Genomic DNA, 20,365 nt, shown 5'->3' on the forward strand with positions numbered 1-20,365 from the left:
GATCAAGTTAACCGTGGTCAGTTAAAAACTACGGTCCGGTTGCCATCCAGGAGAACGCGGTGCTCTGCATGCCACTGCACGGCCTGGGCAAGGGTGCGGCCTTCCACGTCGCGGCCCATCTGGACAAACTGCTCCGGAGTCCGGGCGTGGTCCACGCGGATCACTTCCTGCTCGATGATGGGGCCCTCGTCCAGGGCTGCCGTGACGTAGTGTGCTGTGGCCCCGATGAGCTTCACACCGCGGGCGTGCGCCTGGTGATATGGCTTGGCACCCTTGAAAGACGGAAGGAAGGAATGGTGGATGTTGATGGCCTTGCCGCTCAGCTCGGTGCACAGCTCATTGGAAATGATCTGCATGTAGCGGGCAAGAACGGTCAACTCAATGTCGTGCTCAGCCATGATGGCGCGGAGCGCGTCCTCGGCGTCAGCCTTGGTCCCGTGTGTGACGGGAATGTGATGAAACGGGATGCCATAGAACTCCGCCAAACCGGCCAGATCCTGATGGTTGGACACAATGGCCGGGATCTCGATGGGTAACGTTCCGGAACGCTGCTGGAAGAGGAGATCGTTGAGGCAATGTGCGGATTTGCTGGCCATCAGCAGTGTCCGCACCTTCTGTCCCACAGCGCTGAGGTTCCACTGCATGCCGAATGCCTGCGCCACGGGTTCAATGGCGGCCTGCAGCTCCAGCCGTGAGGCCGCCGTGGTGGCCTCCACCCGCATAAAGAAGGTGCCCGTTGCCTGGCTGCCGTACTGCTGGGAATCCGTAATATTGCAGCCGGCCACCAGCAGCGCTCCGGCCACGGCGTACACGATTCCAGGGCGGTCCGGGCACGAAAGGGTTACTACGTACGCTTCGCTCAGCTGCTGTTCAGTCACGAAGAACAGCCTACCCGCGCCGCGGCGTCCGCTTTGGTAGTCTGGTGAGGTCGCAACTGGCGTCGGGTGGTCAACCACCAGGGAGCGGCAATCACGAAGACCACGGATCGTCCGCCTGGGCCGAGGGTCATGTCTTACCGGAGTCCGCGGTGCGCAGACAGGTGCGTGCCATGGCCTGGTGCTGTTCAGCCGCCGTCATCAAGGGGCGGTCTAGCGTGCCAGCCGGTAACCTGACCAATAGCCGTGCCCGTTCCCTAGCCAGGAGTTTTTCGTGACTACTACCGCCACCACGTCAGCCGCAGTCAGCAATCAGTCGCTGGCTGAACTCGATCCCGAGATCGCCGCAGTACTGGACCAGGAGCTTGGCCGCCAGCGCGGCACCCTGGAAATGATCGCTTCAGAGAACTTCGCCCCGCGTGCAGTGATGGAAGCCCAGGGCTCTGTCCTGACCAACAAATACGCTGAGGGCTACCCGGGCCGCCGCTACTACGGTGGCTGCGAATATGTGGACATTGCCGAGCAGCTGGCAATCGACCGCGTCAAGGACCTGTTCGGCGCCGAATACGCCAACGTCCAGCCTCACTCCGGTGCCCAGGCCAACGCCGCAGCCCTCTCCGCCATGATCACTCCCGGCGACAAGATCCTGGGTCTGTCCCTGGCCCACGGCGGCCACCTGACCCACGGCATGAAGCTCAACTTCTCCGGCAAGCTCTACAAGGTGGCCGCCTACCAGGTGGAGCAGGACAACTTCCGCGTGGACATGGACAAGCTGCGCCAGCAGGCCATCGCCGAAAAGCCCCAAGTCATCATCGCCGGCTGGTCCGCCTACCCGCGCCATCTCGACTTCGCCGCCTTCCGCTCCATCGCGGATGAAGTTGGCGCGCTGCTGTGGACCGACATGGCACACTTCGCCGGCCTGGTTGCCGCAGGACTTCACCCGAGCCCGGTGCCGCACTCCGACGTCGTCACCTCCACTGTGCACAAGACCCTCGCCGGTCCCCGTTCCGGCGTGATCCTGGCCAAGCAGGAATGGGCCAAGAAGATCAATTCGAACGTGTTCCCCGGCCAGCAGGGTGGGCCGCTGATGCACGTCATCGCCGCCAAGGCAGTTGCCTTCAAGATCGCCGGCACCGAGGAGTTCAGGGAACGCCAGGAGCGCGTCCTGGAAGGTGCCAAGATCATCGCCGAGCGCCTCAACCAGGCGGATGTCGCCGAGGCCGGCGTCTCCGTCCTCACCGGCGGCACCGATGTCCACCTGGTCCTGGTTGACCTGCGGCATTCACAGCTGGACGGGCAGCAGGCCGAGGATCTCCTGCACTCCGTGGGCATCACCGTGAACCGCAATGCCGTGCCGTTTGACCCCCGCCCGCCGATGGTCACCTCCGGCCTGCGGATCGGTACCCCGGCCCTGGCCACCCGCGGCTTCGGCGCCGAGGAATTCACCGAGGTTGCGGACATCATTGCCACCGCCCTGAAATCCGGTCCGGCCACGGACATCGAGGCCCTCCAGTCCCGCGTGGACAAGTTGGCCGCGGACTTCCCGCTGTACCCGCAGCACGAGAAGTGGTAGCCGCATGACCGCCGCAAGCACTGCAAAAACGGCTCAGGTTCTTGATGGAAAGGCCACCGCCGCCGCCATCAAAGCCGAATTGACCGAACGCGTGGCTGCGCTGAAGGCCAAGGGCGTCGTCCCCGGACTGGGCACCATCCTGGTGGGATCCGATCCTGGAAGCACCTGGTACGTCGGAGGTAAGCACAAGGACTGCGCCGAGGTGGGCATCAGGTCCATCCGCCGCGACCTGCCCGAGGACAGCAGCCAGGACGAAGTCCTGGCCGTGGTCCGTGAGCTCAACGACAACCCGGAATGCACCGGCTACATCGTCCAGCTGCCGCTGCCCAAGCACATCGACCAGGACGTCATCCTGGAGGCCATGGATCCCGAGAAGGACGCCGACGGCCTGCACCCGATGAACCTGGGCCGGCTTGTGGCCAACGTCAGCGGACCCATGAAGTCCCCGCTGCCCTGCACGCCCAAGGGCTGCGTGGAACTCCTGACCCGGCACGGGATCAGCCTCAACGGCAAGCGCGTCCTGGTGGTGGGCCGTGGTGTCACCATCGGCCGTCCGGTGGGGCTCCTGCTCACCCGCAAGGACGTCAACGCCACGGTCATCCTGGCCCACACCGGCACGGTGGACCTGCCCGCCGAACTCCGGCAGGCCGACGTCGTGATCGCGGCAGCCGGCCAGCCGCACATGATCAAGGCGGAAGACCTCAAGCCGGGTGCCATCGTGCTCGACGTCGGCGTCAGCCGCGTGGACGACGGCAACGGAAAGGCGGTGGTCACCGGAGACGTGGACCCCGCTGCTGCCGATGTCGCCGCGTGGCTGTCCCCGAACCCCGGTGGGGTGGGCCCGATGACCCGCGCCATGCTGCTGGCCAACGTGGTGGAAACCGCAGAACGCCAGGCAGGCATCGCCTAGATCCGGGATCTTGACAGGCTCAGTCACCAGTCTCCGCTGGTCGAGCCTGTGGAGAGCGGGAACGGTGTAGGGCTCCTACTCCCGCGGGAGTAGGAGCCCTACACCGTTAAGCAGACGACGCCGGAGCGCCCGGCCGCTAGGCTCTGACTATGCACCGCCGATTCCGGGGACCTCCCACAGCCTTCATCGTGATCGCGGTGGCTGCGATCCAGGTGGTGGGCACGGTGTTCGCAGCAGCCCGGCAGCCGGACCACCGGCCGCTGGATCTCCTGGCTGCAGCCTTGTTGCTCATGGGCCCGGCCGCTTTGGCCCTGCGACGGCGCGCTCCGTTGGTGATGCTGCCGGTGGCTGTCGCGGCAACTGGTACCTATCTGGCGCTGGGCTATGCCTGGGGCCCGGTATTCCTCTCACTGGCACTGGCCATCGTGTTCGCGGCGGCGGCGGGAAAACGATGGCAGACGTGGCTGGCGGTGGGCGTCTGTGCGGGCGCGCTGCTGCTCGCATCGCTGCGCAGCGGTGACGAACCTTCCTTCATCCGTGCCTTTGCCGGCACCTCGTGGCTGGTGATCCTGGTGTTGATCGGCGAAGGCGCACGGCTGCGGCACGAACGGGTGGCCGTGCGCCGCCGGCAGCACGAGGCCCGCGAACAGGCGGCGAGGGACGAATACCGGCTCACGCTGGCCCGGGACATCCATGATGTTGTGGCGCATTCGCTTTCCATGATCAATGTCCAGGCCGCTGTGGCATTGCATCTGGGCAGCAGCGATCCTGAGAAATACCGCCCGGCCCTGGAGACCATCAAAGTCGCGAGCAAGGAGTCTCTTGACGAAATCCGGCAGCTCCTCGGTGTGCTCCGGGACGACGCCCCCTTGACCCCGGCGGCCGGACCCGGGCTGGCGCGCCTGCCGGAACTCGCGGAGAACGCGCGGCGTGCCGGACTCGAGGTCCAGCTGGATGTGAACGTCTCGGTGCAACTGCCGGAAAACGTGCAGCAGGCGGTCTTCCGGATTGTGCAGGAGGCGCTGACCAATGTGGTGCGGCACGCCGGAGCACAGCGGGCCGCCGTCGTGATTGAAAGCGTTGGTACGCCGGGGACCGGAAGCAGGGGCGGAAGTAGCCCCGGAAGTGGGGAGGGCGCGGCGACCCTCTCCGTGACCATTGACGACGACGGCGCCGGCGCTGCCGGGGCGCCCGAAGGCAACGGCGTGACCGGCATGCGCGAACGTGCGGCAGGTCTGGGCGGCACACTGGAGCTGGTGCCGCTGCTGCAAGGCTGGCGCGTCCGGGCAGTGGTGCCGGTGACCGGTCGGGGCGCTTCGCCCGCACCTGCAGGGGAGCAGTCCCGATGATCAGGATACTGCTGGCGGACGACCAGACCCTGATCCGTGCCGGATTCCGGGCCCTTCTCACGGCCGAACCGGACATGGAGGTAATAGCCGAGTGCGGAAGCGGGCATGAGGCCGTGCGGCTGGCGCGGCGAGACAAACCGGATGTTGTCCTGATGGATATCCGGATGCCCGACGGCGACGGCCTTGCCGCAACCAGGCAGATCATGGCTGCCCCCGAACTTGCCGGCACCCGGGTGATTATCCTGACCACGTTTGAACTGGACGATTACATCGCGGAGGCGGTCCGGGCTGGCGCTGCCGGATTCCTGGTCAAGGACACCGAACCGGAGGAACTGCTCCGCGCAGTGAGGGTAGTGCACGACGGCGATGCACTGCTCTCGCCCTCGGTCACCCGCCGCATCATGGCGCAGCTTGCCGTGCAGAGCATGGCGGCACAGTCACGGGCGGCCGGCCAGCAGGCGATGCTTGGCCAGATCACCGGGCGCGAACGTGAGGTCCTCCAGCTGGTGGGCGAAGGGCTCAACAATGCCGAAATCGCGGAGCGGCTGTTCATCACACCGTTGACTGCCAAGACCCACGTTTCGCGGATCATGACCAAGTTGCTGATCCGGGACAGGGTGCAGCTGGTGGTGCTCGCCTACGAATCCGGACTGGTGCGGCCCGGCTGGTCGGGCTAGCGCCGTACCGTCCGGTCACCCGCGGGAGTAGCAGCCAAGCAGAAAGTGACTCCCGACGGCAGACGCACCGGCACGCGCCAGCGGCAAGACTCGATGCAGGGCCGAAAGACGGCCGCCGTCGAGAGTCTGGATAACTGACATGTTCACGTCATTGGTAACAACCTTCGGAAATGCTGCGTTCGGCGAGTCCGCTGCGCAACTGCCGGCCGCCGTCGTGGCCCACGGGCCTTGGGGCGGTGGTGGATTTTCACCGCTGTTCCTGCTGATCCCGCTGTTCTGGATTCTGATCATCGGGCTCTTCATCTTCCTCGGCCGCCGGACCTGGCGCCGTAACCATCGCTGGGCAGCCACCCAGGGTGGAGAAAGCGTGCTGCGGGAGCGCTATGCCCGCGGCGAGATCGACGAGACCGAGTACCGCCAGCGTCTTGGTGTGCTGCGGGGTGGCGAGAAGTAGCACGCTCTTCGACAGGCCCGAAACGGTGTTTCCCACGAAGACCCCGTTGACAAAATCTTCCGGGTGAGAGCCTTTCCTCTCTGGTTGACGTTCAAGATCCGCGGATGCACGCCGGTCGTGACCGTCGGTCATAGGGCTCTAGACCGCCCGTTGTCCGGGTCCTACAATCAGTGTGGACGCAACCGGCCAAGGCACCCCGGACACGCCCGGGGGACCAGGCCATGTTCCCGTGATGCCGGCGAAGGATGCTCAAAATGACGGATATTCAGGGGCTCATCAGTTCACTGCAGCCAGCAGACCTGGCCGTGCTGCAAGAGCGCGGTCCGGACCAGCTCCTGGACCGGGGCATTCTCGACGCCATCGACCGCGCCGCCGGCGGACCGGGTGAGGGGCGCGGTTATTACGTCGTCCGCGGCAGCCTGGAACCGTTGGAACGTCGAAACTACTGCCTCCGCGAGGACGTCGCCGCCGCCGTGTTCGCTCGTGCGATGCTGGAAGGCGCATCCGGGGCGGATGCCTAGCTGCCATGGCCGCTTCAGAGGAAGTCGAAACCGAACGAAAATACGACATCGACACCTCGACCCCGCTGCCGGCGCTGCTCGACATCCCCGGCGTGGAACGGGTCGCGGAACCGGTCGAGGACCGGCTCGAGGCCGTCTACTTCGACACCGCGAGCCTGGCCCTCGCCAGCCGGCGGATCACTCTGCGGCGCCGCACCGGCGGAACTGACTACGGATGGCACCTGAAGATCCCTTCCGGCCCGGACCAGAGGCATGAAATCCATGCGCCGCTGGGGCAACCCGAGGCCGTTCCGGAGGAGCTGGTCGGCCATCTGCTGGTGCACACCCGAGGCGAAGACATCCTGCCCATCGCCCGGTTGGCCACCCAGCGCATTACGCACCGGCTGTACGGGCCCGGCGGAGAGCATCTGGCGGACTTTGCCGACGACCACGTCCACGCCGAAGCCCTGGATCACTCCCGGCCCGGCATGGACTGGCGCGAATGGGAGATCGAACTCGTCCACGGGACCGGGCACCTCTTCGCAGCAGCCGCGGAAACCCTGGCCCGGGCAGGTGCCCGGCCCGCGCAGAATGATTCCAAACTGGCGCGGGCACTCGGCGACTCCTGGCCGCCCGAACGTGTCGCCGGCACAGGAAGACCGCGAAAGAAAGGACCGGCGGTCGACGTCGTGACCGCCTACCTGGGCGAGCAGATCCACGAACTTCTCACGCACGACCCCGGCGTACGGCTGGGGGAAACGGACGCCGTCCACGCGATGAGATCAGCAACCCGCCGGGCCCGGTCCGCCCTGGCGACCTACCGCAAACTCTTCAACAAGGCCGCGGGCAAGAAGATCGAGGAAGATCTCAAATGGCTCGCCTTGATCCTGGGCCGGGCGCGCGACGCCGAGGTCATGCGTGAACGGCTCCGCCAACACATCCACGACCTGGACGCAGCGGACCGATCCGGGCCCGTTATCGAGCCGCTCGAACACGAGCTCGGCACCGCATACAACGCTGGCTACAAAAAGATCCTGAAAACCCTCGGGACCAGCCGCTACTTCCGGCTCCTGGAAGACCTCGAAACCTTCCGCGACGATCCGCCCGCCACATCCCTCGCCTCCGAACGTGCCCGCCCGACGACGGCCCGACTGGTCGATAAGGCAGCCAAACGCCTGGACCGCGCACACAAGGCCGCCAAGCACTCAGAAGACGGCGCCGCCCATGACGCCGCGCTCCACCGCGTCCGCAAAGACGCCAAACGCCTCCGGCACGCCGCCGAATCCGTCGCCGAAATCCACGGAAAACGCGCCCGAAAGCTGGCGAAAGCCGCCCAGCGGATACAGAGAATCCTCGGCGACCACCAGGACAGTGTCATGGCCCGCGCACTCCTACGCCGCCTGCGCAAGGTCCCCGACCTGCCCGAACGTACCGCCCTGGCCTACAGCAGGCTTCACGTACGCGAAGAACGCATCGCCCACGACACCGAAGCCAGATACCGCAAAGCCCACAAGAAGACACGCGGCATCCGGCTAAGCCGCTGAGTTGTACAAGGCCTCGCGTTGGGGTTTTCCGGTCAGCACCCCTGTCTTTTCCATTGCCCGCTGGATCATGCATGGAGCACGGCGGCCAGCGGTGGCCCGGGAGGTAGTGATAACGGCGTCCACCGTGTGTTCGGCTGTCGGACCCACGGTCCAGGGCAGGGATTCCCGCAGCGGGCCGGCAATGTCTTAGGAAAATCCCGCAGTCAGGGCCACTCTCATCCCGCGCTGGCGCGCTGGGACAAGGCGTTGGACCGTACCGATGGTGGGCGTCCAAGCTCTCCCGGATACCCGCAGAAATTCGGTGTCGGAACTCATCACTGAGACGCAGGAGAAGAGGCAGTGCAACGTCGGCTACTACCTGGTGATGATTATGCTTGGTCCTCTGCTCGCTACCGGGCGGCTGCGCAAACTGTTTCTGAAATAGCCTGTTCGCCGTCCGTGGAAGCGTCCCTTTGGGCGCGTAGACCTTTGAGAGAATAGTGCCATGCAATCTGTGGGCAACTCCAAGTCTTCATCCTCTTCGTCCAGGCAGTCAAAGGGCGGATTTTCCATGTTCCGCATCAGCGGACTGGGTATGGCCGTATTCATCACCGCGTTCCTGGTTGCGGTCATCTTTGCTGCCAACAAGAACGATGTGGTGGGCTGGATCGTGGCCATCATCGCCTTGTTCTGGCTGCTTCTCGCGTCGTTTGTGGTGTTCAGCATCCAGAAGGCCGCGAAGAAAGCCGGCGCTAAACTCACCGAGGCGCAGAATGCCTTCAACTCCGCAGCCGGCCGGGCCCCGTCGTCGGGCTCCGCTGACCATGGCGGAACCCGGCTGGTACGCGAACGCGGTGAGGCGGAGGAAATCCGTGACCTCAAGCTGGATCACTCGCTCAAGATCGTGCAGGTGCAGGTCCGTGTGGTTGAAAAGGAACGAGCCAAGGGCGACTCAGCGGACCAGGACACCATCCACCGTGCCCTGGAGACCATCGAGATTACGGCCACCAACGCACGCGACATGATCAAGTCCTCCGGCGGTGCAGACGAGCCCGTCAGCGGAACCATCGTCGACTAGAGTGGAGCGGGTGAGCTCGGCATTGAAGAAGGACAACCTTCGCATCGCATCTGTAAACGTCAACGGCCTTCGTGCTGCCTACCGGAACGGCATGGCAGCATGGCTTGAGCCCCGCGAGGTGGACATTCTCTGCCTCCAGGAGGTCCGGGCGCCGGACGCGATTGTCCATGAACTTCTCGGTGAAGGGTGGTACGTCCTTCACGCCGAGGCTGAAGCCAGGGGGCGCGCAGGAGTGGCCATTGCCTCCCGCGAGAAACCCCTGGCAACCCGCAACGGCATCGGCGATGATTACTTCGCCACGGCGGGCCGCTGGGTTGAAGCGGATTTTGCCGTCAAGGACTCGGCAGGCCATAACGGCCGGCTGACGGTGGTGAGTGCCTATGTCCATTCGGGGGAAGCGGGCACCCCCAAGCAGGTGGACAAATACCGCTTCCTGGATGTCATGACCAAGAGGCTTCCGGAGCTGGCGAAGGACAGCGACCATGCTTTGGTGGTGGGTGACCTCAACGTGGGCCACACGGAGCTGGATATCAAGAACTGGAAGGGCAACGTCAAACGTGCCGGCTTCCTTCCGGAAGAGCGCGCCTACTTCGACCGCTTCTTCGGCGAGGAGATCGACTGGAGGGATGTCCACAGGGGCCTGGCGGGAAACGTCGACGGCCCTTACACCTGGTGGTCCCAGCGCGGTAAGGCCTTTGACACTGACACTGGCTGGCGCATTGACTACCACATGGCCACCCCGGCGCTTGCGGCTGCCGCCGTTTCGGCAACCGTGGACCGGGCAGCCTCATGGGACACACGTTTCTCTGACCATGCACCGCTGGTAGTGGACTACCGGCTCTAGGCTCCTAAGGTTTTCTCGAATGACAATCCCCACCGCAACTGAAACCGACGCGTCCGCCGTGCCGACAACGTCCACCAAGCTCGCTGCCGGAGCCAAGCACCGCGTGCTCTCCGGCATGCAGCCCTCGGCTGACTCCCTCCACCTCGGCAACTATCTGGGAGCGCTGGTCAACTGGGTCCGTATGCAGGACGAGTACGACGCCATTTTCTTCATCCCCGATCTGCACGCCATCACGGTGCCGCAGGATCCTGCGGAACTGGCCCGCCGTACCCGCATCACGGCCGCGCAGTACATCGCTGGCGGCGTGGACGTCAACAAATGCACATTGTTCGTCCAGTCCCAGGTTCCCGAGCACGCCCAGCTGGCCTGGGTCCTGAACTGCATCACCGGCATGGGCGAAGCGTCCCGCATGACCCAATTCAAGGACAAGGCGCAGAAGCAGGGATCGGACCACGCCAGCGTCGGACTATTCACCTACCCGATCCTGCAGGCAGCTGACATCCTGCTGTACCAGCCGCACGGCGTGCCGGTGGGTGAAGACCAGCGCCAGCACGTTGAACTCAGCCGCGATCTGGCCAACCGCTTCAACAGCCGTTTTGGTGATACTTTCCAGATCCCGCAGCCCTTCATCCAGAAGGAATCTGCCAAGATCTACGATCTGCAGAATCCCACTGCCAAGATGTCCAAGTCGGCGGAGTCCTCTGCCGGCCTGATCAACCTGCTGGACGACCCCAAGATCACTGCCAAACGGATCAAATCTGCCGTCACCGACGCAGGGACCGAGATCCGTTTCGACCGTGAAACCAAGCCGGGCGTCTCCAACCTGCTGAGTATCTACTCGGCCATCAGCGGCCAGCCAGTGGCCAGGATCGTGGCCGACTACGAAGGCAAGATGTACGGCCATCTGAAGGTGGACCTGGCCGAACTCATGGCGGGACACCTGTCTCCGATTCGCGACCGCGCCAACGAACTGCTTGCCGATCCGGCTGAGCTCGACCGCCTGCTGGCCCACGGCGCCGAAAAGGCACGCGCGATCGCCTCGGCCACGCTCGCCGATGTCTATGCCAAGGTGGGCTTCCTGCCCTACGGCGGAGCCCGGGGAGTCCGCTAGTTCCATGCCGGAAACCAGCAGCGATAGTGAAGGAATGAGCGTTGGCGTCATTCTGGGCTTCCCGGCTGCCGTTGCCGAGGAACTGCAACGTTGGCGCGCATCCTTCGGCGACCCCATGGCCAGCGTGATTCCAGCCCACATCACGCTGATCACCACCACGCCCACCCAGGACTGGGAGGCTACGCGCAGCCACGTCCGCGAGGTGGCCCGCCGGCAGGAACCGTTCATGGTCACCATAGCGGGAACCGGCACCTTCAGACCCGTTTCGCCGGTGGTTTTCATCAATGTCGAAGACGGCTTCGGGGCCTGCGTCAGCTTGCACGAACAATTGCAGACCGGACCGCTTGAACGCGATCTGCCATTTGCGTTCCACCCGCACGTCACCATTGCCCACGATGTTGCGCCGAAAAGCCTCGATAAGGCCGAAACGGTGCTGCAGGACTACAGGGCAACGTTTCCTGTGGCTAGCATGGGACTTTACGAGCACGACAACGACGGCATTTGGCAGCTACGGGAAGAGCTGGACTTTGGGACCGAAACAGACAGCGAACTCAGCACGCCCCGGACTACCGACTCAGACGGAGCCACCGCTTCCCACTGAGCGGGCCCGGCTGAAACTGGAAGTCATCCGGAAAAGGGTGGAGTGGGGCACAGCACGGCGCTCCGGCAATGGCCCGTTGGCGGGCCCGGCCGCCATGTTCCAGTGGCTACTGGCAAGGCTCAACGCATTCCGGCCCATGCGGGCGTGGCAGCACTATAATCTCCGGCATGGCCCGCTGATGAGTTCAGGCATTGGGTTCAACATGTTCTTCTCCGTCACGGGCCTGCTGACCACCGGCTTCTCCCTTGCCGGCCTGGCGCTCCGCGGGCAGCCGGTCCTGCTGGACCGGATTATTGCCAGCGTTGCAGACAGTGCGCCCGGACTCCTGAAGGTGGACGGCGGCGAGGGCCTGGTGGACCCCCGGGATTTGCTGAACCCCGATGGCCTGGGCTGGACGGCGGTTATTGCGGGGCTGGTAACTGTCATCACCTCGCTGGGCTGGATCGCAGGGCTCCGCGACGGGCTCCGCGGGATCATGGATCTGGGTCCGCTCAAGATCAACCCTTTAGTCCTGAAATTGCACGACGCCGGTACTTTGCTGCTTCTCGGCATGGCGCTTGTGGTGAGTTCGGGAGCCTCCCTGATCTTCGGTACGGCTGCAGGCTGGGTGAGCGAGATCCTGCACCTGGATCAGGCCGCCGCCGGCCCAATATCCGCCGTGATCAAAATCGCTGTGCCCTTGTTGCTGGGGTGGGCAACAGCGGTCATCATGTTCCGCCTGGCCGGCGGACTGAAGCTCGCCCGGCGCGCACTCCTGGAAGGGACCATCCTGGCCGCCGTCGGCACTACCGTGCTTCAGGTCTTCAGCACGGAACTGTTGGCAGGCGCCGGACGCAACCCCATCCTGGCGCCTTTCGCCATCATCATCGGGCTGCTGATCTGGTTCAACCTGGTCAGCCGGGTCTACCTCGTGGCAGCAGCGTGGTCGACCATCCGTGAAGAGGACCTTCGGAACATCCCGGCCGGCCAGCATCCGGTGTGGGGATCACGTCAGATCCAGCCAGGAAAGACCCCCGTGGATCAGCATGGCGCCGTGGAGCGGCAGCGTCCGCCGTCTACCGCGCGGCGTCGAGGTACTGGTCGGCCCACGCGGAAATAATCCTGGCTGCACGGGCAGCCTGGCCCTTGCCCGTCAGAAGGTGGTCGCTGCCTTCCAGCGAGACCAAGGGTAAAGCCGTGCGAGAACACTCCCCAGCCTTTCACCGGCCCTCAGGGACGTCGACGATGCCGGACAGCCGCTCGCCAGTGGATCCTTCGAATGAAACTTTTTCGGAGCGGGACACTGCGTCCCCTTTCGCTTGATGTCGGTAGTCAATTGCACTTAAACGGCGACGGCGCCCCTCACCGGAAAGGTGAGCGACGCCGTCGTCCGTCACATCGTTGCTAAAACGCGTATTAGATCTTGCGGGAAAGAATTGCCTGCTTGACCTCAGCAATGGCCTGGGTCACCTGGATGCCGCGCGGGCACGCTTCGGTGCAGTTGAAGGTGGTGCGGCAACGCCACACACCTTCCTTGTCGTTGAGGATCTCAAGGCGCATGTCGCCGGCATCATCGCGGGAATCGAAGATGAAGCGATGCGCGTTGACGATGGCCGCCGGGCCGAAGTACTGGCCATCGGTCCAGAACACGGGGCAGGATGACGTGCACGCGGCGCACAGGATGCATTTGGTGGTGTCGTCAAAGCGTTCGCGTTCCTCAGCAGACTGCAGGCGCTCCTTGGTGGGCTCGTGGCCCCTGTTGATGAGGAACGGCATGACCTCACGGAAGGACTGGAAGAACGGTTCCATGTCCACAATCAGGTCCTTCTCCACCGGGAGGCCCTTGATGGGTTCAACCGTGATGGGCTTGGACGTGTCCAGGTCCTTCAGGAGGGTCTTGCAGGCGAGGCGGTTACGGCCGTTGATGCGCATGGCATCGGAACCGCAGACGCCGTGCGCGCACGAACGCCGGAAGGAGACGGAACCGTCAATTTCCCACTTGATCTTATGCAGGGCATCCAGAACGCGGTCAGTGCCGTACATGGTGACCTTGAATTCATCCCAGGTGGACTCCTCGGAGACTTCAGGGTTATAGCGGCGGACCCGCAGCGTGACGTCGAAGGACGGGATTTCCCCGCCGCCACCAATATGCGCGGGCAGCTCAATCTTGGAGGCTGGCTCAGCAAGTTCAGCGGTCATTTTAGTACTTCCTCACCATCGGCTCGTAGCGGGTAAAGACAACAGGCTTGGTGCCAAGCCGGATCCCGGCAGTTGTTGTGGCGGTCGCCGCAGTCCCGTCCGCCGGTGCATGCTCGTCCTTATACGCCATGGAGTGCTTCATGAATTTTTCATCGTCGCGGTCCGGGAAGTCCTCACGGAAGTGGCCGCCACGTGATTCCTCGCGGTGCAGGGCTGCCACCGTCATGACCTTTGCCAGTTCCAGCAGGAAGCCGAGTTCAACAGCCTCCAGCAGGTCCAGGTTGAATCGCTTGCCCTTGTCCTGGACGCTGATGCGCTGGTACCGCTCCTCGAAGGAGGCAATGTCGGTCAGCACCTGGTTCAGCGTGTCTGCCGTGCGGAACACCTGCATGTTGGCATCCATCGTGTCCTGCAGTTCCTTTCGGATTGCAGCAACCTTCTCGCTGCCGTCCGAAGTGCGGACGTGATCCAGCAGGTTCAGGGTGTAGCCTTCCGGATCCTCCGGCAGATCCACGAATTCAGCAGTCTTGGAGTACTCGGCAGCCGCGATCCCGGCGCGCTTGCCGAAGACATTGATGTCCAACAGGGAGTTGGTGCCCAGACGGTTGGATCCGTGCACGGACACGCAGGCAACTTCACCGGCGGCGTACAGGCCGGGGATGACGGTGTCGTTGTCCTGCAGCACCTCGGCTTTGATGGTGGTGGGGATGCCGCCCATGGCGTAGTGGGCAGTAGGGAAGACGGGCACGGGCTCCGTGTACGGCTCCACACCCAGGTAGGTGCGGGCGAACTCGGTGATGTCCGGCAGCTTGGCATCGATGTGTGCCGGCTCCAGGTGGGTCAGGTCAAGGAGGACATAATCCTTGTTCGGGCCACAGCCGCGGCCCTCACGGACCTCGTTGGCCATGGAGCGGGCCACGATGTCACGGGGAGCGAGGTCCTTGATGGTGGGGGCATAGCGCTCCATAAAGCGCTCGCCTTCGGAGTTGCGCAGAATGGCGCCTTCGCCGCGCGCTGCCTCGGAGAGCAGGATGCCCAGGCCGGCCAGGCCTGTCGGATGGAACTGGAAGAACTCCATGTCCTCCAGCGGGATGCCGCGGCGGAACGCGATGCCCATGCCGTCGCCGGTCAGGGTGTGTGCGTTGGACGTGGTCTTGAAGACCTTGCCCGCACCGCCCGAGGCAAAAACGACCGACTTTGCCTGGAAAACGTGCAGTTCTCCGGAAGCGAGGTCGTAGGACACGACGCCGGCAACGCGCTTTTGCTTGTACGCTGTGCCGTCTTCACGGACTGCGTCTTCCTCAACGGTGAGGAGATCCAGGACGTAGTACTCGTTGTAGAACTCAACGTTGTGCTTGACGCAGTTCTGATAGAGCGTCTGCAGGATCATGTGGCCGGTGCGGTCCGCGGCATAACACGCGCGGCGGACTGGTGCCTTGCCGTGGTCACGGGTGTGGCCGCCGAAACGGCGCTGGTCGATCCGGCCCTCGGGTGTCCGGTTGAACGGCAGGCCCATCTTCTCAAGATCCAGCACGGCATCGATGGCTTCTTTGGCCATGATTTCCGCCGCGTCCTGGTCAACCAGGTAATCGCCGCCCTTGATGGTGTCGAAGGTGTGCCATTCCCAGTTGTCTTCCTCGACATTGGCAAGAGCCGCACACATTCCACCCTGCGCCGCACCCGTGTGCGAGCGGGTGGGGTAGAGCTTGGTCAGTACTGCTGTTCGTGCGCGCTGACCGGATTCGATCGCTGCGCGCATGCCAGCGCCACCGGCACCGACGATGACGACGTCGTACTTATGGACCTGCATACCAGACGCTCTTTCTCTCAAAATTCGCTATAAAACAACGGGCCGGCGAAGCCTGCTCCGCAAAAATCTGCCTGCAAAGCGCTGCAGACAGGAACAGCTGCTACGTTGCCGGGCAGAAACCGCCGGGCAGCGGGACGCCGTTAACCATGGGGCAGGGGTTGAATGTGAAGATCACCAGGGTGCCCAGGACGATGATGACGGTGGTGGCGGCGTAGAGGACAATCTTGAGCCACAGCCGGGTGGAGTCCTTTTCGGCGTAGTCATTAATGATGGTGCGCACACCGTTGGTGCCGTGCAGCATGGCGAGCCACAGCATGGCAAGGTCCCAGAGCTGCCAGAACGGGTCCGCCCACTTGCCGGCAACAAAGCCGAAGTCAATGGCATGGATACCCTCGCCCACCATGAGGTTCACAAAGAGGTGGCCGAAGATGAGGACTATCAACACCACGCCCGAAAGGCGCATGAACAGCCAGGCCAGCATTTCGAAGTTGCCCCGTGAGCTCCCGTGGCGGCGGTACTTGGGTTCGATTCTGCCGCTGCTGTTTCCGCCACCGCCGTTGCTTCCGCTGCGCGGGTTCTGGATCTGCGTTGCAGTCATGACTTAGTGACCTCCGAAGGCGATGGACAGGTGACGGATAGCGAAGGCCACCATGGTGACAATCCAGAGAGCCAGGACCGTCCACAGCATCTGGCGCTGGTACTTGGCGCCCTTTTTCCAGAAGTCAACGGCGATGATCCGCAGGCCATTGAAGGCGTGGAAGACAATCGCCGCAACAAGGCCCGTTTCACCCAGGGCCATCAGGGGGTTCTGGTATGTGCCGATCACCGCGGTGTAGGCATCAGGGGACACCCGCACCAGGGATGTGTCAAGCACATGGACCAACAAGAAGAAAAAGATCACAACGCCCGTAATACGGTGTCCTACCCAGGACCACATGCCTTCACGGCCGCGATACAAGGTGCCAGCTGGTTTTGTCGGCACTGAATAAACCTCCCTGCAACACAGCGGCGCTGGCATGGGATCCACGCGGGGAAACGCCTGCTGCGAGAGCACTCATGGCTCAGGCCTAAATCTAGGCTTCGCTCACAGCTTATTCAATTTAGGAGTTCCTTGGTGACAGGGCCCGACGCGGTTTTTGCCTTTTTTTGAGACCAACGCCACACCCGGCGCCACACCCAACGCCACGCCCGCGTGTTCCCGACGGGTGTTCGATACGTCAGGCCGCAACGGTCAGCTAAAGTAACCGTGATGACTACAGACAATGAGACACGCCAGGATTTGCCGCTGGACCGCTTCATCGCGGTCATTCCGGCGGGCGGTGTGGGGACCCGCCTCTGGCCTCTGTCACGTGCAGCAGCTCCCAAGTTCCTTCATGACCTCACGGGTTCCGGCAGCACTTTGCTCCGCGCAACCTACGACCGGCTGGAGCCCCTTGCGGGCAACCGTGTCCTGGTGGTTACCGGCACGGCACACCGCGCCGCCGTCTGCCGCCAACTGCCTGAGGTTCAGGACTCGGACCTTGTGCTGGAAAGCGAACCGAAGGATTCCGGCGCGGCCATTGGCCTCGCAGCAGCCATCCTTCACCAGCGGGACCCGGACACCATCATGGGATCCTTCGCCGCAGACCAGGTCATCAGCCCGGACAACCTGTTCCAGGAGGCAGTCCGCGAGGCCATTCACACGGCCGCCGCAGGCAAGATCGTGACCATCGGAATCAAGCCCACCCACCCCTCCACCGGATTCGGCTATATCCGTTCCGGCGAAAAGCTGAATATTCCGGGAGCGCCCAGCGCGCAGGCCGTGGTGGAATTCGTGGAGAAGCCGGATGAAGAGGTGGCCCAGCAGTACGTCGACAGCGGCGAGTACGTCTGGAACGCCGGAATGTTCGTCGCTCCGGTATCCCTGATGCTCAAGCACCTGGAAGCGAACCAGCCCGAACTCTTCACGGGCCTGCAGGAGATCGCAGAGGCCTGGGACACTCCGGAACGCGATGAGGTCACTGCCCGCATCTGGCCCACACTGCCCAAGATCGCCATTGACTACGCAGTGGCGGAGCCGGCAGCGGCGGCCGGGGACGTCGCCGTCGTGCCTGGTACTTTCCGTTGGGACGACGTCGGGGACTTCGCCTCGGTGGGCCGGCTCAACAGTGCCAGGGAAGTGGATGACGTCACAGTTCTCGGCGAAGGCGCCCGCGTCTTCACCGAAAATGCCAGTGGCGTGGTGGTGTCCGATACCAAGCGCGTTATTGCCCTGATCGGAATCAAGGACGTCGTCATCGTGGATACCCCGGACGCGCTGCTTGTCACCACCAAAGAACACGCGCAGCGGGTCAAGGGCGCGGTTGACAGGCTCAAGGCCAGCGGCGATACCGACGTCCTCTAGTGTTCCGTGTTAATGGTTTGTTTGCGTTTCATCTTGCCCAGGAGATAGTCCGCTGATTTGGTCCAGGTGAATGGTTTGGCGTCCTGGTTGTAGTTCTCGATGTAGCGTTCCATGGTTTGTTCCAGCTCTTTCACCGAGCTGAACGCACCGCGTTTGAGGCACTGGCGGGTGATGATCCCGAAGAAGATCTCCACCATGTTCAGCCAGGAACAGCTGGTTGGGGTGAAGTGCAGGCGCACGCGCGGGTTTTTGGCCAGCCAGTCCTTCACGTTCTGATGCTTATGCGTCGCGTAATTGTCGCAGATGACATGCAGTTCAACCCCGGGGTGGGCGTCGGCGACCCGGCCCAGGAAATCGACGAACTCGATGTTGGTGTGCTTTGGGTAGAAGGCGTTCGCGCTGAGTTTGCCGGTGAGGACCTCCAGGGCGGCGAACAAGGTGGTGGTGCCGTTGCGTTTGTAGTCGTGGGTCTGCTGCAGCGGGTGCGTCGAGGACAACGGCTGATCCGGGCCGGTGCGGGACAGCGCCTGGATTTGGGTTTTCTCATCGATGCTCACGACCACCGCGTTTTCCGGCGGGGACATGTACAGGCCCACCACGTCCCGGAGCTTGAACTCCAGGGCGGGATCAGTGGAGAACTTGAACGTCTCGATCCGGTGAGGCTGGATTTTCCAACGGCGCCAGATGCGGGCCACCGACGAAAAGGAGACTCCGTGGCGTTCGGCCATGATGCGGGCGGACCAGTGCGAGATCCCAAGCCCGGCCGGCGGCTTCCCATCGTTGGTCAGGGTGTCCGCGATCAGGGCAAGCTCGTCGATCTCCCGCTCCCGTCCCGGGCGCTGGACATCGGACAGGGCCTCGATCCCGCCCTCGGCATAGCGGTTGCGCCACTTCAAAACCGTGGGTGCCGAAAACCCGGTGATCTTCTCGATCTGGATATTCGGCATCCCGTCGGCAGCCAACAAAACCGTGCGCGCCCGCAACGCCAATGTCGCGGAGGAAGAATTCCCACGAGTCAACGCCTCCAAGAACCCCCGGTCCCCGTCACGCAATTCCAAAGCCCTTGCCAGATAAACCATGGATCAAGTCTGACAAAAAACCATACCCAAAGGAATCAACGACACGCTACACTAGCTCCGCAGTGCCCGGGCGGGTGTTCCATTCCGGAATGTCCGGAATCCGTAACGCGCCGTCAGCGATGCCGGTATTCTTTGTACGCTCGATAGAGTTATTCCGTGCGCAATTACACTACTGAAACCGATCCCACCGCACTGGTGGGTCCGTGGCTCGAGCCCCTGCTGCCGGAACTGATCGAGTTCCGCCGGGATCTTCACGCGCACCCGGAGCTATCGTTCAAGGAGTTCCGCACCACGGACAAACTGGTTGAACGCCTCGAGGCAGCCGGGCTCAAGCCTCGTCGGCTCGAAGGTACCGGACTGACCGTGGACATTGGCGCCGGCCCCATCGCCACAGCCCTCCGCGGCGACATTGACGCGCTTCCCATCATTGAAGACAGCGGCTTGGACTTCGCTTCGAAGAACCATGGCGTCACCCATGCCTGCGGTCACGACATCCACACCACCACCATGTTGGGCATCGCCCTGGTGCTGCAGGAAATGCATCAGGAGTCACCCCTGCGCGGAACAGTGCGGATCATTTTCCAGCCCGCCGAGGAAACAATGCCCGGCGGCGCGCTTTCCTGTATTGAGCAGGGCGTCCTGGACGGTGTTCCGCGCATCCTGGCACTGCACTGTGACCCGAGGATCGACGTCGGACGCATCGGTACCCGCATCGGTGCCATCACGTCCGCTTCGGACACCATCAAGATTGAACTGAGCGGCCGCGGCGGGCACACCTCCCGGCCCCATCTGACGGAGGATCTGGTCTTCGCCCTCGCGCAGATCGCGGTTAATGTTCCGGCAGTTCTCTCCCGCCGGGTGGATGTCCGCAGCGGCGTCTCCGTGGTCTGGGGACAGATCAACGCGGGGTCCGCTCCCAACGCCATCCCTGGCACCGGCTATATGGCCGGGACCATGCGCTGCCTGGACCGCGATGCCTGGCACAGCGCCGGTGAGCTGCTTGATGAAGTGGTGCAGCAGGTTGCCGCACCGTACGGCGTGGACGTCCATCTGGAGCACACCCGCGGGGTGCCGCCCGTGGTCAACTCCGAACATGAGACCGCGCTCATTGAAGCTGCAGCCCGCGCCGAAATCGGTGAGGGTGCCGTGGTGCTGACGCCGCAATCCATGGGCGGCGAGGATTTTGCCTGGTTCCTGGCCGAACTTCCAGGTGCCATGATGCGTCTCGGCACAAAAACTCCGGGGGGCGAGGAATACGACCTCCACCGTGGTGACTACATCGTGGACGAACGCGCGCTGGGCCTCGGCATCCAGGTGCTCACGGCCGCCGCACTCCGTACTCTCCGCGACCTCTAAAGCCAGACCCTTAGAACTCCTTAGAAACCCTTAGCCGCGGGCCGGCAGCTAACACCCGCAAATC

20 protein-coding genes, 1 pseudogene and 1 riboswitch are annotated in these 20,365 nt (G+C 63.5%); of the genes and pseudogenes, 14 read left to right on the plus strand and 7 right to left on the minus strand.

Features of this window, described 5'->3' with window-relative positions; all coding sequences use genetic code 11:
- Positions 1 to 17: 17 nt before the first annotated feature.
- The gene (gene purU, locus ACQCST_RS06890; protein ID WP_426998551.1) at positions 18 to 878 is read right to left on the minus strand and encodes a formyltetrahydrofolate deformylase; all 861 of its coding nucleotides are present in this window, start codon (positions 876 to 878) and stop codon (positions 18 to 20) included.
- A 42-nt stretch (positions 879 to 920) separates the two neighbouring features.
- A riboswitch (ZMP/ZTP riboswitch) is annotated at positions 921 to 1,006 on the plus strand.
- A gap of 143 nt (positions 1,007 to 1,149) precedes the next feature.
- Here purU and glyA point away from each other — a divergent pair.
- The 12 genes from glyA to ACQCST_RS06950 all read left to right on the plus strand — a co-directional run bounded on the left by glyA (position 1,150) and on the right by ACQCST_RS06950 (position 12,594).
- Complete coding sequence (glyA, locus tag ACQCST_RS06895; protein ID WP_426998552.1) at positions 1,150 to 2,448, plus strand: serine hydroxymethyltransferase; 1,299 nt, start codon at positions 1,150 to 1,152, stop codon at positions 2,446 to 2,448.
- Between the two features lie 4 nt (positions 2,449 to 2,452).
- On the plus strand, positions 2,453 to 3,358 hold the full coding sequence (locus ACQCST_RS06900) for a bifunctional methylenetetrahydrofolate dehydrogenase/methenyltetrahydrofolate cyclohydrolase (RefSeq protein ID WP_426998553.1): 906 nt from the start codon (positions 2,453 to 2,455) through the stop codon (positions 3,356 to 3,358).
- 149 nt (positions 3,359 to 3,507) lie between these two features.
- Positions 3,508 to 4,707: a sensor histidine kinase gene (locus ACQCST_RS06905; protein WP_426998554.1), complete on the plus strand. Its 1,200-nt coding sequence runs from the start codon at positions 3,508 to 3,510 to the stop codon at positions 4,705 to 4,707.
- Positions 4,704 to 5,384: a response regulator gene (locus ACQCST_RS06910; RefSeq protein WP_426998555.1), complete on the plus strand. Its 681-nt coding sequence runs from the start codon at positions 4,704 to 4,706 to the stop codon at positions 5,382 to 5,384. Before ACQCST_RS06905 ends, ACQCST_RS06910 begins: the two co-directional genes overlap by 4 nt.
- Before the next feature lie 139 nt (positions 5,385 to 5,523).
- Positions 5,524 to 5,838 (plus strand): SHOCT domain-containing protein, encoded by a 315-nt coding sequence (locus ACQCST_RS06915; protein WP_426998556.1) that lies wholly within the window; start codon positions 5,524 to 5,526, stop codon positions 5,836 to 5,838.
- A gap of 254 nt (positions 5,839 to 6,092) precedes the next feature.
- On the plus strand, positions 6,093 to 6,359 hold the full coding sequence (locus tag ACQCST_RS06920) for a hypothetical protein (protein ID WP_426998557.1): 267 nt from the start codon (positions 6,093 to 6,095) through the stop codon (positions 6,357 to 6,359).
- Positions 6,360 to 6,364: 5 nt separating this feature from the next.
- Positions 6,365 to 7,882, plus strand: a complete 1,518-nt coding sequence (locus ACQCST_RS06925) for a CHAD domain-containing protein (RefSeq protein ID WP_426998558.1) — start codon at positions 6,365 to 6,367, stop codon at positions 7,880 to 7,882.
- A gap of 484 nt (positions 7,883 to 8,366) precedes the next feature.
- On the plus strand, positions 8,367 to 8,939 hold the full coding sequence (locus ACQCST_RS06930; protein ID WP_426998559.1) for a hypothetical protein: 573 nt from the start codon (positions 8,367 to 8,369) through the stop codon (positions 8,937 to 8,939).
- A gap of 10 nt (positions 8,940 to 8,949) precedes the next feature.
- Positions 8,950 to 9,783 carry an exodeoxyribonuclease III gene (locus tag ACQCST_RS06935; protein ID WP_426998560.1) on the plus strand — a complete coding sequence of 278 codons (834 nt, stop codon included), beginning with the start codon at positions 8,950 to 8,952 and terminating at the stop codon, positions 9,781 to 9,783.
- A gap of 19 nt (positions 9,784 to 9,802) precedes the next feature.
- A complete protein-coding gene (gene trpS / locus ACQCST_RS06940; protein ID WP_426998561.1) occupies positions 9,803 to 10,894 on the plus strand; it encodes a tryptophan--tRNA ligase in 1,092 nt (363 codons plus the stop codon).
- 4 nt (positions 10,895 to 10,898) lie between these two features.
- A complete protein-coding gene (locus ACQCST_RS06945) occupies positions 10,899 to 11,495 on the plus strand; it encodes a 2'-5' RNA ligase family protein (RefSeq protein WP_426998562.1) in 597 nt (198 codons plus the stop codon).
- Positions 11,496 to 11,532: 37 nt separating this feature from the next.
- Entirely contained in the window at positions 11,533 to 12,594 is a 1,062-nt protein-coding gene (locus tag ACQCST_RS06950) for a YihY/virulence factor BrkB family protein (RefSeq protein WP_426998563.1), read from the plus strand.
- A gap of 62 nt (positions 12,595 to 12,656) precedes the next feature.
- On the opposite strand, the pseudogene ACQCST_RS06955 reads toward ACQCST_RS06950, so the two are convergent.
- From ACQCST_RS06955 to sdhC, 5 genes and pseudogenes are all read right to left on the minus strand, one after another.
- Positions 12,657 to 12,778, minus strand: a pseudogene (locus ACQCST_RS06955) (alpha/beta hydrolase); the annotation flags it as partial.
- A 112-nt stretch (positions 12,779 to 12,890) separates the two neighbouring features.
- Entirely contained in the window at positions 12,891 to 13,673 is a 783-nt protein-coding gene (locus tag ACQCST_RS06960) for a succinate dehydrogenase iron-sulfur subunit (RefSeq protein WP_426998564.1), read from the minus strand.
- Between the two features lies 1 nt (position 13,674).
- Positions 13,675 to 15,483 carry a succinate dehydrogenase flavoprotein subunit gene (gene sdhA / locus ACQCST_RS06965; RefSeq protein ID WP_426998565.1) on the minus strand — a complete coding sequence of 603 codons (1,809 nt, stop codon included), beginning with the start codon at positions 15,481 to 15,483 and terminating at the stop codon, positions 13,675 to 13,677.
- Positions 15,484 to 15,583: 100 nt separating this feature from the next.
- The gene (locus ACQCST_RS06970; protein ID WP_426998566.1) at positions 15,584 to 16,081 is read right to left on the minus strand and encodes a succinate dehydrogenase hydrophobic membrane anchor subunit; all 498 of its coding nucleotides are present in this window, start codon (positions 16,079 to 16,081) and stop codon (positions 15,584 to 15,586) included.
- Positions 16,082 to 16,084: 3 nt separating this feature from the next.
- Complete coding sequence (sdhC, locus tag ACQCST_RS06975) at positions 16,085 to 16,465, minus strand: succinate dehydrogenase, cytochrome b556 subunit (RefSeq protein ID WP_426998567.1); 381 nt, start codon at positions 16,463 to 16,465, stop codon at positions 16,085 to 16,087.
- A gap of 267 nt (positions 16,466 to 16,732) precedes the next feature.
- On the opposite strand from sdhC, the gene ACQCST_RS06980 reads away from it, so the two are divergent.
- Entirely contained in the window at positions 16,733 to 17,866 is a 1,134-nt protein-coding gene (locus ACQCST_RS06980) for a mannose-1-phosphate guanylyltransferase (RefSeq protein WP_426998568.1), read from the plus strand.
- Here ACQCST_RS06980 and ACQCST_RS06985 read toward each other — a convergent pair.
- Positions 17,863 to 18,945 carry an IS630 family transposase gene (locus ACQCST_RS06985; RefSeq protein ID WP_426996262.1) on the minus strand — a complete coding sequence of 361 codons (1,083 nt, stop codon included), beginning with the start codon at positions 18,943 to 18,945 and terminating at the stop codon, positions 17,863 to 17,865. The two genes, ACQCST_RS06980 and ACQCST_RS06985, sit on opposite strands and share 4 nt — an antisense overlap.
- Before the next feature lie 156 nt (positions 18,946 to 19,101).
- On the opposite strand from ACQCST_RS06985, the gene ACQCST_RS06990 reads away from it, so the two are divergent.
- Entirely contained in the window at positions 19,102 to 20,301 is a 1,200-nt protein-coding gene (locus ACQCST_RS06990) for an amidohydrolase (RefSeq protein ID WP_426998569.1), read from the plus strand.
- Positions 20,302 to 20,365 lie beyond the last annotated feature (64 nt).

This window comes from Pseudarthrobacter sp. N5, assembly GCF_050157035.1.
Taxonomy (GTDB): Bacteria; Actinomycetota; Actinomycetes; order Actinomycetales; family Micrococcaceae; genus Arthrobacter.